Source organism: Limnohabitans sp. Rim8, from assembly GCF_945869175.1.
GTDB lineage: Bacteria > Pseudomonadota > Gammaproteobacteria > Burkholderiales > Burkholderiaceae_C > Limnohabitans_A.
Map to the genome: position 1 here is coordinate 1 of NZ_CAMBNZ010000095.1, position 11,003 is coordinate 11,003.

At 60.0% G+C, this 11,003-nt stretch carries 10 protein-coding genes and 1 pseudogene; 5 read left to right on the top strand and 6 right to left on the bottom strand.

Annotation, left to right across the window (positions count from 1 at the left end):
• Both Q0O19_RS12405 and Q0O19_RS12410 read right to left on the bottom strand, forming a co-directional pair.
• Positions 1-843 (bottom strand): class I adenylate-forming enzyme family protein (locus Q0O19_RS12405; protein WP_295523437.1); only part of this gene is annotated, 843 nt, incomplete at its 3' end.
• Positions 844-859: 16 nt separating this feature from the next.
• Positions 860-1,669, bottom strand: a complete 810-nt coding sequence (locus tag Q0O19_RS12410; RefSeq protein ID WP_295523439.1) for a citryl-CoA lyase — start codon at positions 1,667-1,669, stop codon at positions 860-862.
• Between the two features lie 227 nt (positions 1,670-1,896).
• On the opposite strand from Q0O19_RS12410, the gene Q0O19_RS12415 reads away from it, so the two are divergent.
• From Q0O19_RS12415 to Q0O19_RS12430, 4 genes are read left to right on the top strand one after another with little or no spacing between them, the layout of a single operon-like run.
• Positions 1,897-3,090, top strand: a complete 1,194-nt coding sequence (locus tag Q0O19_RS12415) for an amino acid ABC transporter substrate-binding protein (RefSeq protein ID WP_295523441.1) — start codon at positions 1,897-1,899, stop codon at positions 3,088-3,090.
• A gap of 1 nt (position 3,091) precedes the next feature.
• Complete coding sequence (locus Q0O19_RS12420; protein ID WP_295523443.1) at positions 3,092-3,943, top strand: branched-chain amino acid ABC transporter permease; 852 nt, start codon at positions 3,092-3,094, stop codon at positions 3,941-3,943.
• Positions 3,936-5,720, top strand: a complete 1,785-nt coding sequence (locus Q0O19_RS12425; protein ID WP_295523444.1) for a branched-chain amino acid ABC transporter ATP-binding protein/permease — start codon at positions 3,936-3,938, stop codon at positions 5,718-5,720. Before Q0O19_RS12420 ends, Q0O19_RS12425 begins: the two co-directional genes overlap by 8 nt.
• A 2-nt stretch (positions 5,721-5,722) precedes the next feature.
• A complete protein-coding gene (locus tag Q0O19_RS12430; RefSeq protein ID WP_295523446.1) occupies positions 5,723-6,427 on the top strand; it encodes an ABC transporter ATP-binding protein in 705 nt (234 codons plus the stop codon).
• 48 nt (positions 6,428-6,475) lie between these two features.
• On the opposite strand, the gene Q0O19_RS12435 is transcribed toward Q0O19_RS12430, so the two are convergent.
• The 3 genes from Q0O19_RS12435 to Q0O19_RS12445 are packed head-to-tail and all read right to left on the bottom strand — an operon-like array spanning position 6,476 to position 8,995.
• Positions 6,476-7,123, bottom strand: coding sequence for a 2-dehydro-3-deoxy-6-phosphogalactonate aldolase (locus Q0O19_RS12435; protein ID WP_295523447.1), 648 nt, complete (start codon positions 7,121-7,123; stop codon positions 6,476-6,478).
• A gap of 4 nt (positions 7,124-7,127) precedes the next feature.
• Positions 7,128-8,027, bottom strand: coding sequence for a 2-dehydro-3-deoxygalactonokinase (locus Q0O19_RS12440; protein ID WP_295523449.1), 900 nt, complete (start codon positions 8,025-8,027; stop codon positions 7,128-7,130).
• The gene (locus Q0O19_RS12445) at positions 8,024-8,995 is read right to left on the bottom strand and encodes a sugar kinase (protein WP_295523451.1); all 972 of its coding nucleotides are present in this window, start codon (positions 8,993-8,995) and stop codon (positions 8,024-8,026) included. Before Q0O19_RS12445 ends, Q0O19_RS12440 begins: the two co-directional genes overlap by 4 nt.
• Positions 8,996-9,076: 81 nt before the next feature.
• Here Q0O19_RS12445 and Q0O19_RS12450 point away from each other — a divergent pair, with 81 nt between their 5' ends.
• Positions 9,077-10,357: an alanine racemase gene (locus Q0O19_RS12450; protein WP_295523453.1), complete on the top strand. Its 1,281-nt coding sequence runs from the start codon at positions 9,077-9,079 to the stop codon at positions 10,355-10,357.
• Positions 10,358-10,420: 63 nt separating this feature from the next.
• Here Q0O19_RS12450 and Q0O19_RS12455 read toward each other — a convergent pair.
• Positions 10,421-11,003: pseudogene (locus Q0O19_RS12455) on the bottom strand (NAD-dependent epimerase); the annotation flags it as partial.

Genomic DNA, 11,003 nt, shown 5'->3' on the forward strand with positions numbered 1-11,003 from the left:
CAAAATGGCCGCTGCAGACATGATGACATTCACTTCACTGGCACGGGTCTGCGCCGCTTGTTGCCAGAAAGTGGAGGCCGAAAACCGACGGATCAAAATCAATGTGCCCCCGCAGGCCATGGCCCCGCCGAGTGAGTACATCAGTGCATTGATGTGAAACAGCGGCAGCACACACATCACGCGTTCATCGGGCTGCAGGTGCATGCGGTGCACAAACGCCTCGGCCGTCAACAAATAACTGCGCTGACTGTGCATCACCCCTTTGGGAAATCCGGTGGTGCCCGAGGTGTAAATGATCAGGCTGGTACTGTCGGCCGTGCCAAAGCGCATCTGGCTGTTGGGCGTGCTGTTTTGCCACTGGTGCAACAAAGAGGCCTCACCTTGCGGCTGGTCTTGCTCGATCACCACTTGCCACGGCACCGGGCTCATCTGTCGCGTGGCTTCTTGAACCTTGGCCAGCGGCTCGGGCGAACAGATGACGCCTCGCACACAGGCGTGCTCAAAAATGTATTGGGCCTCTCGTGCTTCAAACTCGGGGTTGCAGGGCACCAAAATGGCCCCGATGCGGGCGCAAGCCAGAAGCAAGACCACCGTCGCCGGGTGGTTGTAGGCCATCAGTCCGATGCGGTCGCCCGCTTGAATGCCCCGGTCCAGGAGCCAGCCTACGGCCTGGTCAGATTGCTCGGCGCATGCCTGCCAGGTCATGACCGCGTCTTGGTACTCCACCATGGGCTGATGTGCCAGAGCGCGCAGGCGTGCCTGAAAAAATTGGTCGATCGAAAAGTCGTGCACTTCAAATTGGCGCAAGACCTCCAAGGGTGACAAGTGCAGGGACTCGGTCATGGCGTGCCTTTGACCTTCAGCGCGCCACGGGCGGGCCATCGTAGGTCATGGCGTGTTCGGCGGCACTGGCCAGCTTGAAGCCAATGGGCCGGCTTTGCTCTTCTAGAATGTGCGCGACCAAAGAGGCGGTTCGGGCGAGCAAGGGAATGCCTTTGAGGGCCCCTGCAGGGTAGCCCGCATCGAGCAGCACCGCCGGAATGGCCGCCGAGACGTTCATGGGGAAAGGCCGACCGTAAACGCCTTCGACTTGCGATGCGAGGGCCTGCAAGGCCCGCACGTGCTCGCCAGCGACACCCCACTCTTTGGCCAAGTCAAGCAACTTCGTGGCCCGTGGATCGCCCAATTTGTGTACCGGGTGACCAAAGCCGGGCAGCGCTTGCTTGGCGGCGCGAAAGGCTTGAAGGCGTTCCCGTGCAATCTCTTCCAAAGATTGGCCATGCTGCGCAGATTGGGCCAGCATGGCGATGAGCAATTGACCGGCTGTTTCAGACGCACCCAGGATCACGGGGCCGCACCCCAGCAATCCTGCCGCCACAGCGCCTTGCACCGACTCTGGCGCTGCGGCCAAGGTCATGCGCGCCGCTTGCACGGAGGGCACCAGGCCGTGTTCGGCCAAAGACACCATAGTGGCGTCGGCCACGCGTACCAAATTGTCACTGGGCGTCTGGCCGGTCAACAAAAACAAAAAATAGGCGGTGAACGATTGCTGACCGATCACATCGCGGCAAAGGTCCTTGCCGCGCACAACGATGCGGTCCACTTCGGCGATGGCCATGTGGGTGGAACCCGTGGGTGTAAAAGCGCTGGAGACGGGTGGAGTGGTCATGAATTCAGTGGCGATGTGGGGGTGAAAGAGGCAATCGACTTCACGCAGGGGCTGGGTGCGATGGCCTAACGGCTCGATGCACTGTGAAGCGCATGTCTGGACAAGCGCAAGCGCGTTGGCGACAGCAGGACAGGGGGTTACTCCCAATGGCCGCAACGGACTTGCCTCACATAATCAATTTTGAAAGTTTTGTGTGTTTCATCCCAACATGATCTGAGGAATCCACCATGCAAAAGCGGCCTTTTTTGAAAGCTCTCGGTTCGTCCTTGTTGCTTTCCACCACGGGGACCTGGGTACACGCCCAGGCCAAGCCCATTCGGGTGGGCAGCACCTTGTCCTTGACCGGCCCGTTGGCTGGAACGGCCGTGATGCACAAAATTTCCGGCGACATTTTCATCGAACAACTGAACAAACGTGGCGGTTTGCTGGGCCGTCCTGTCGAGTGGGTGGTCAAGGATGACCAATCCAAGCCCGACTTGGCCCGCACCCTTTATGAGCAGCTGATCTCTGGCGACAACGTGGATTTGTTGATGGGGCCTTACGCCACGGCCAACTCCTTGGCCGCCATGGGCGTGGCCCAACGCAACGGCAAGGTGCTGATCACCAACTCGTTTGGCATTCCGTCACTGGCCAAGTACGACATGCACTTCCCTGCCTATGTGATGGGCATCGATCCGGGCACCACCGTGCCCAACACCCTGCTCGACGGCATTGCCGCGGGCGGTGCCAAGCCGCAGTCGGTGGCGATTGTCACCAGCAAATTCCCTTCAGTGGTGTTTTTGTCGGTGGGCGCCCGTGAAGTCTTCAAGAAACGCGGACTGCGTGAAGCCTTGTGGCTGGAATGGGAGTTTGGCAACCGCGACTTTGGGCCCATTGCCTCGCGCTTGAAAGAAGCCAATGCCGACATGGTCTGGATTGGCTCCATTGGCGCGGAAAGCATCCAATTGCTGGAGGCCATGAACAAGATCGATTACAAGCCCAAGATCCACTTTCATGTGTACCCCACGCCAGGGCCTTTGGCGCAGTCGCCCTTGGCGGCCAATGCCTTGACCTTGACCACATTTGAGCAGCACGCCCCGTTCACCAACAACCCGGCTTACGCCGAGGCCATCAAAATGTACAACGAGCGGGCGGGCAAAGCCAATTTGCCCGACACCGTGTTCGAGTTGCAAGCGGCCAATGCGTTCACGGGCTGGCAATTCCTGGAAGCAGGCGTCAAAGGCGCGGGCAGTCTGGAAGACGCCAAGATCGCTGCGTGGCTCAAGAAAAACCGCGTGGACACCATTGTGGGGCGCGTTCGCTTCGATGGCCTCAACAACTATGGTGACGACCTGAACCGCATCAAACAGTTGCAGGGCGGCAAGTGGGTGGTGATCCATCCGAAAGACATGGCCCTGCCCGGCAGCAAGATGCAGTTCTGACATGCCCAGCGCAGGGCTTTTACTCCAAGCGCTGGCCTCAGGTGTCTTTCTCGGTGCCCTCTACGGCCTCATCGGCTTGGGGGTTGGGTTGGGCTGGGGCTTGTTGCGGCAAATCAACTTGGCGCATTTCGCTTGGGTGTTTCTGTCGGCTTACATCACTTATGAGCTCAAAACCCGTTTGGGCGTTGACCCATTGGTGTCTTTGCTGTTGCTGGTGCCCGCGTTTGCCGTTTTGGGCATGGCCGTCCAGGGGGTGTTTGCCCGGTTCGCGCTCACCCCTTTTAACTCATTGCTGGTGACTTTCGGCATCACCGTATCCGTAGAAGCCTTGCTGCAGTGGGTTTGGAGTGCTGATTTCCGGCGCATGTCGTCCATTTACGAAGAGCACAAATTTCGCTTGGGCAGTGTGGTGGTGACTTACTCCGAAGCTTTGACTTTGGGCATGTCGCTCGCCGCTGTGGCTGGGGTGTGGTGGTTGCTGCACCGGACGGACATGGGCAAGTCGGTGCGGGCCAGCGCAGAAGATCCGGCCATCGCCACGGCATTTGGCATCAACGCCAAGCGTTTGGCGATCGGGGTGGCCGGCTTGTGCGCTGCCTTGGCGGCCTGTGCAGGCGTGTGTGTGGCCTTGACCTTCACACTGGCCCCCTCGCAAATCTTTTCCTGGGTGGGCGTGGTGTTTGCGGTGGTGATGATCGGTCGGCTCGGCTCGGCAGTGACCCCCTTGTTGGGTGGTTTGGTGATCGGCATCAGCGAGGCCATGACCCAGGCCTTGATAGCGCCCACTTGGGCCCCTTTGGTGGCATTCACGATGCTGATTCTGATTCTTTTGCTCAGGCGTGGTGATGAATAAGATTCAGCGGATTTTTTGGCTCTCTGCGTTGCTCGCCCTGTTGGCGGCCGGGCCTTACATCGGACTGCCAGTGCACCTGCAGTCCTTGATGTATGTGATCCTTTTCTGGATCACGCTGGCCACATCTTGGAACATGCTTTCGGGTTATTCGGGTTATTTTTCGTTCGGACATGGCGCTTTTTTTGGCGTGGGCATGTATGGCATGGCCACACTGGCCACCAAAGCCGATTGGCCCGTCGTGCCAGCTGCTTTGGGCAGCGGTGTGCTGGCAGCCATATTGGCTTTGGCCATCGGGGCACTCGTTTTCAATGTGCGCAAGATTCGAGGGGAGTCTTTTGCCTTGATCACCTTGGCCGTGGGTTTTGTTTTGGCCACTTTGGCCGTGAACACGCCCATCGATGGTGGCCCGGGTGTGTATTTGATGTCCGTGGCCTTGCCCCAGTGGGGTCCCAAACCGGCCTCCACTTTCTATTACGCCAGTTTGATTTTGGCCGTCTTGAGTGTGGCCGTGGCATGGTGGTTGTTTCATGCACGGGCGGGTTTGGGCCTGCTGGCCATTCACGATGACGAAGACGCCGCCGAAGTCAACGGCGTGCCCACCTTTTGGCTCAAGATGGGGGCGTTTGCACTGTCCAGTTTTTTTGCCGGTGTCATGGGGGCTGTTCATGCGCTTTATGTGTCTTACGTCACGGTCGGTGAAACCTTCAACATCACGGTGCCTTTGATGGTCGTCTTGATGAGTGTGCTCGGTGGCAGCCGGCATTGGGCAGGCCCGATGCTCGGAGGAATTTTGATCACGCTGCTGATGCACGCTTTCACAGCAGGCGACAGTGCCTTGATCGGGAAAATCATCATTGGTATGGTTTTGGCCGGAGCAGTTCTGGTGATGCCCCGCGGCATTTTGGGAACTTGGCAATTGCGACAGCACAAGCGCTTGGTGCAAAACAGCCATGACCATGCTCAGGGACCCCAAGAGCATGACCTGCTCCTGGACCCCGCACTGGTGCTGGAGCGCCCAACGACCCCGGCTTCAGATTTTGCGAACCGACAAAAAGTGCTCGAAGTGCGTGGTTTGAGCAAACATTTCTCAGGCATTCGCGCATTGAATCAGGTCGACTTGGATTTGTACCAAGGTGAAATTTTGGGTTTGCTGGGCCCCAATGGCTCTGGCAAATCGACTTTCATCAACGTGGTCACAGGCCACTACCGACCCACAGAGGGTACGGTGCTGCTGCAAGGCCAATCTTGCGCGGGGTGGCCAGCGCACCGGATTCGCCGTCAGGGTTTGTCGCGCACCTACCAAATTCCGCGGCCATTTCACGGACTGACGGTGCTCCAAAACGTCACGCTGGCTGCGCATTACGGCGGTGCCCAGTTGACCGACGCCCAAGCTCGGGCAGAGGCGCAAGAATGGATGCTGTTTACCGGGCTTCAGGACAAGGGCGATCATTTTCCCGATGAGCTCAACTTGCACCAACGCAAATTTTTGGAGTTGGCACGCGCCTTGGCGGCGCGGCCGCAGGTGCTGCTGCTCGATGAGGTTTTGTCGGGTTTGACACCGGCCGAGATCGGTGCGGCCGTAAAAACCATTCGCCGTATCCGGGAAAGAGGCACCTCGATCGTGTTTGTCGAGCATGTCATGAGCGCTGTGCTGGCCTTGTCCGATCGCTTGGTGGTGCTCAACCAGGGCGAGGTCATTGCAGAGGGGGACCCCCAGCAAGTGATGGCGCGCGAGGAAGTGGTGCGGGCCTATTTGGGTGACGAGGCGATGGTGTAAACATGCTCCAAATCGATCAAATTCAAGTCAATTACGGGGCAGCGCCTGCACTTTGGGATGTTTCCCTCCAGATCCATGCGGGCGAATTGGTTTCCGTGATCGGCCCCAACGGGGCTGGTAAAACCACATTGATCCTTGCTGTCATGGGACTCAACCGCTTGGCCGCTGGGAAAATCGTGTGGGAGGGTGAGACGGTTTCAAGTTCGCCCCCCCATCTTTTGTGTGAAAAAGGTTTGGCCTTGGTGCCTGAAAGCCGCAGGTTGTTCACGGGCATGACGGTGCGTGAAAACCTCGAACTGGGCGCCATGCACCCCGCTGCAAAGGCCGCGCGTGCCCGCACCTTTGAGCAAGTGTGTGAGCTGTTTCCTGCGGTGCGGGCCAAGCTCAATCAGGTCTCGGGCACCTTGTCGGGTGGGCAACAACAAATGGTGGCCATTGGTCGGGCCATGATGGCCCTGCCTCGTTTGCTTTTATTGGACGAGCCGTCTTTGGGCTTGGCTCCCAGCATTGTCGGCGAGATGTTTCGGGCCATTGAGTCGATCAACCAAAGTGGCACCGCGGTCATGCTGGTCGAGCAAAACGTCAGCCGTGCCTTGGCGATTTCAAAGCGCACCTATGTGCTGGAGAACGGGCGTGTGGTGACTTCGGGCGCGTCGTCCGAGTTGAGCCACCGTCCTGAAATCCGAAAAGCCTATCTGGGGATTTGAATCGCCTGGCTGCGCTGCGCGAGCCCACACGGGTCGCTGTGGGGCCTGTCACCCAGCAAGACCCTTGAAAGCCTTCACAAATTGTGCTGCGCTGATTTGCACCTCTTGAGGCTTGCGCCCTGGTGCGTAAAGGGCTGAGCCCAAACCAAAACCATTGGCGCCTGCCTTCCAGTAGGCCGCCATGTTGTCGGGTGTGATGCCCCCCACGGGCATCAAAGCCGCGCTTGGAGGCAGAACGGCTCGCAGCGCTTTGACGGTGCTCGGTAAGAGCATTTCCGCCGGGAACAGTTTGAGTCCGTGTGCACCTGCATGGAGCGCCGCAAAGGCTTCGGTGGGCGTCGCCACGCCTGGCAGTACCACCATGTTCAGGGCCAGGGCTTGCGCCACCACGGCGGGGTTGAAGTTGGGAGCGACGACCAATCGACCGCCAGCCGCGTGCACTTCTTGGACTTGCTGCGCGTTCAGCACCGTGCCCGCACCGATGAGGATTTGCGGGAACATCCGGGTCAAGGCTGAGATGCTGTCCAAGGGCGCTGGCGAGTTGAGGGGCACTTCAATGATGCGAAAGCCGCTGCTGACCAATGCCTCTCCCACAGCAGGCGCCTCGGCAGGCGTGAGGCCACGCAAGATGGCGATCAAGGGCAGATGGGCCATGGCTTGTGCCAGCACTGATGGAGGGTCTTGCAAGTGGTTCATTCAATCAAGCGGGGTTCGTGAGATGGGAAGCCAGGGTATGCAGTCCGGCCCAGGTGGCTTCTTCCCCTAGGCTTTGGCTGGGGATGCCCAGGTGTTGCAGGGCCAAGGTGTAGCGCAGCGTCAGGGCTTGGCTGCCCACCACAATCACGGGGCCTGTATCGGCTTGGGTGCGCAATTCTTCGCCAATCAGCAGGCCAGACAAATAGCTCGGCAATTGGGCCGCACTCAGGCGCTCAAACAATCCGAGCGTGCGCACTGCAAAGAGCTTGTGCAAGAGACTGCCGGGCTGCTGGCTTTGCGCAAGGCCTTGAATAAAGACCGACTCGTCAAAGGCGCCACCAAGGTCCAGCGTTTTGCCCAATATCGAGTGCTGACTCATCAAAGCAAACACCTCGCCGGTCATGAAGGTTTGGAAATGCGTGACACGGCCGCCTTGCACCTGCACCCATTTGCTGTGCGTGCCAGGGAGTACGAGCGTGGCACTGTCGCGGCCAGCCCATTGCAAAGCCCCAAAAATCTGCACTTCTTCACCGCGCATCACATCCGGCGTGTTCAGGCCGTCCAGGCCCGCACAGCTCAGGCCTGGCACCAAGGCCATGCGCCCTGGCTGCAACCACAGCAAGTGCTGGCCCAGTTCGGCAAAACCCGCAGGACAGGGGCAGTAGGGCGCTTCTTGCCAGCCCTGACGGCTGCCGGCCATGCCCGAGATCAGGCACAGCGCAGGCGCTTGCATCCAGTCGCCAAACAGGCTGTTGAAGACGGCTTCAAATTGACCGGGTGGCACGGTGAGGATGCCGCGTGGAAACTCGCGAGATTCCTGCACCTGACCCTGGTCACCCCACCGTGCACCGCGCAGCGACGAAGTGCCCCAGTCGATGCCGATCAATTTTTTGTGGGGGATCATGCAGGCGTTCCTGTTGATGCGGATTTCAAGGCGTTCAGAACGGCTTCGCGTTGGGGCAGTGGGTCCACTGCCCCAAAGCCTTGTACCGACAAAGCAGCAGCGGCATTGGCATAGGCGGCAGCGTCCCACAAGTTGTCACCCGCTGACAACCGTGCCAGCAGGTTGCCGGCAAAACAGTCACCTGCGCCTGTGGCGTCCACCGCTTGCACGCTGTGGCCCGGTACAGCGCGCTGCATCTGACCATCGCTGGCGATGGCACCATGGGCACCCAGTTTGAGCACCACTTGTGTTGCACCTTGCGCATGGCTCCAGGCGATGATGTCTTGTGCTTGAGTCAAGCCCGTCAGTGCGGTCATGTCTTCCAGGCTCGGCAAAAAAAGATCGCACAGCCCGATGGCGTGACGGATGCAGGCTTGAGCGCGCGCCAGTGGCCACAGTGACAGGCGCAAATTCGAATCGAAGGCCACGCGCGTGCCCAGCTTGCGCGCCAATTGCATGGCGGCCAAAGCCGTGTCGCAGGCCGATGCCGAAATGGCCAAGGAAATGCCCGACAAGTGCAGCCAATGGCTGCTGGCAAGGGTGTCTTGCCAGTGTGCAAGATCTTGTGTCTGCATGCGGCTGGCCGCAGAGCCCGCTCGGGCATAGCTGAATTGGTGGCCTTGCACATCGTGGCTCACAAAGTACATGCCGGTGGGCGCTTGCGCGTCGCGCAGGACAGGGGTGGCGTCCATGTTTTCGCGCTGCCACAAATCCATCAGGCGGTCGCCCCAGCGGTCGGTCCCCAAACGACTCAGGTACGCCACTTTGGCGCCCGCCCTTGCAGCGGCAATGGCGGCGTTGCTGGTGTCGCCACCAAAGCCTTGCAGATACACAAGGGGTTCACCAGGCGTCTGGCCCGGGGTTTGGTTGAACTCGACCATGGCTTCGCCCAGGGCCACAACGTCGAGGGTTTTGGAGAGGTCTGTCATGCGAACAAAAGCAAGAAGTATTCAGCGCACGGTGGGAAAATCAACGTCAAAGGGTCCACATGGTGAATGGAGCAAAGCGATATGGAACACGATTTTGTACTGAACGCCGCTTGCAAGGGCTTTCCCTTGGCGGCAGAACCTTGCGCCGTGTCGCAATTGGGTGATCGTGGTTGGCATTTGTTGGACGATGCCTTGGCGTACCCGGTGGCGGTGCTGCGCCGTCCGGCGCTCATGCACAACCTGGCTTGGATGCAGGATTTTGTGCAGCGCAAGGGTGTGGCGCTGGCCCCGCATGGCAAGACCACCCTGTCGCCCGAGCTGTTTCGCCTGCAATTGCAGGCGGGGGCTTGGGGTCTGACCTTTGCCAATGTGCACCAGCTGCGGGTGGGACTGGCAGCGGGTGCGCAGCGTGCCATCATTGCCAATCAGTTGGTCGCCGATGCCGACTTGGATGGCCTGGACTTTTTGCTGCGTCAGCACCCGCAGGCGCGGGTGTGGTTTCTGGTCGATTCGCTCGCGCAGTTGCAGGCCCTGGCCGATTGGGGCAAGCGGCGAGGCCATGCCCGCTGCTGGGACGTGTTGCTGGAGTTGGGCATTGCCGGTTACCGCACCGGTTGTCGCACGCACGATCAAGCCCTGGCTTTGGCGCAAGCCATCGCCGCCTCGCCAGTTGTGCGCCTGGGCGGTGTGGAGTGTTACGAGGGTGGGTTGGGGCGTTGCGACAGCGCGCACGACATGGAAGCCGTGAGCGCCTTGGTGCGCAGTGTGCAGGCCTTGGTGCAGCAGCTTGATGCGCAAAACCTGTGGGGCAGCGACGAGGTCTTGTTGTCGGCGGGTGGCTCGGCGGTGTTCGATCTGGTCATCCCCATGCTCAAAACCCAGGTCAAAAGCCGACCGGTGCGAGGCGTGTTGCGCTCGGGCTGTTATGTCACGCATGACCACTGGAACTACGCCCGTTACCTCAAGCTGGTGCAAGCGCGTGAGGGTTTGAGCGCTTCCTTGCAGCCCGCTTTGGAGGTGTGGACCCAGGTGCAATCGGTGCCCGAGCCGGGGCTGGCGATTTTGACTGCAGGGCGGCGGGATGTGTCCTTTGACCAATGCATGCCCATGCCGGTTCGCTGGGCACCACGGGCCCAGCGTGCTGGCACTGGCATTGCTGCATCGCCCGATGGCTGGCAAGTCAAAGCGCTGAGCGATCAGCACGCGCACATGGCCTTCGATGTCGCAGGGGTCTGGCCGCAGGTGGGGGACCGGGTGGCTTTGGGCATTTCTCACCCCTGCACCACCTTTGACAAATGGCGCTGGATGGCGGTCATCGAAGACGATGGGCGCATCAGCGGGGCGATCAGCACGCATTTTTGAGAGGCTGAGCGCCAAAGGCAAAAAGGTCACCACGCTGTTGTGACGTGGCGGCCTGTGTGCATTTCACTTCAAGCCGTTCAGGGCTTCGGCAGGGTAGCCGGGCCGGTTTTTGCAGTCGTCGATGTACTGCGCAATGATCGCCTCGAAGCTCTCGTCGGCTCGCAGACCCAGGGCGTGGGCACGATCAAAAGTGCATCCTTTGGCCCAGTTGTCCACGATGGCGGCAATGCGCTCGTCTTTTTCAAAAGTCACGCGTGCGCGCACCGCTGGGCCAGCGACTTTTTCGAGTGCGGCCAGCATGTCGCTGACCTTCACGTTCAGACCCGGCAGGTTCAGTGCCATGCGGCCGCCAAAGGCTTCACGGCTGGCTTCGAACACGGTGATCAAACCGTGCACCGTGTTGCCGGGCGAGGACATGGGGTGAGACACCGAAGCGTCCACCGGGCAAGTGGTGGTGGTGCCTGCAAGTGGCTCCCGAATGATGCCGCTGAAAAAAGAAGAGGCGGCACCGTTGGGTTTGCCGGGCCGCACGGTCACGGTCATCAGGCGCGCTGCACGGCCGTCAATGTAGCCCTTGCGGGTGTAATCGGCCACCATGTATTCGATCATCAGCTTGTGCGTACCGTAAGACGTTTGCGGCGTCGGC

Excerpts from the sequence above, each read along its gene's own strand:
- Q0O19_RS12410 (WP_295523439.1), bottom strand. The coding sequence starts at position 1,669 with ATGACCACTCCACCCGTCTCCAGCGCTTTTACACCCACGGGTTCCACC.
- Q0O19_RS12415 (WP_295523441.1), top strand. The coding sequence starts at position 1,897 with ATGCAAAAGCGGCCTTTTTTGAAAGCTCTCGGTTCGTCCTTGTTGCTT.
- Q0O19_RS12420 (WP_295523443.1), top strand. The coding sequence starts at position 3,092 with ATGCCCAGCGCAGGGCTTTTACTCCAAGCGCTGGCCTCAGGTGTCTTT.
- Q0O19_RS12425 (WP_295523444.1), top strand. The coding sequence starts at position 3,936 with ATGAATAAGATTCAGCGGATTTTTTGGCTCTCTGCGTTGCTCGCCCTG.
- Q0O19_RS12430 (WP_295523446.1), top strand. The coding sequence starts at position 5,723 with ATGCTCCAAATCGATCAAATTCAAGTCAATTACGGGGCAGCGCCTGCA.
- Q0O19_RS12435 (WP_295523447.1), bottom strand. The coding sequence starts at position 7,123 with ATGAACCACTTGCAAGACCCTCCATCAGTGCTGGCACAAGCCATGGCC.
- Q0O19_RS12440 (WP_295523449.1), bottom strand. The coding sequence starts at position 8,027 with ATGATCCCCCACAAAAAATTGATCGGCATCGACTGGGGCACTTCGTCG.
- Q0O19_RS12445 (WP_295523451.1), bottom strand. The coding sequence starts at position 8,995 with ATGACAGACCTCTCCAAAACCCTCGACGTTGTGGCCCTGGGCGAAGCC.
- Q0O19_RS12450 (WP_295523453.1), top strand. The coding sequence starts at position 9,077 with ATGGAACACGATTTTGTACTGAACGCCGCTTGCAAGGGCTTTCCCTTG.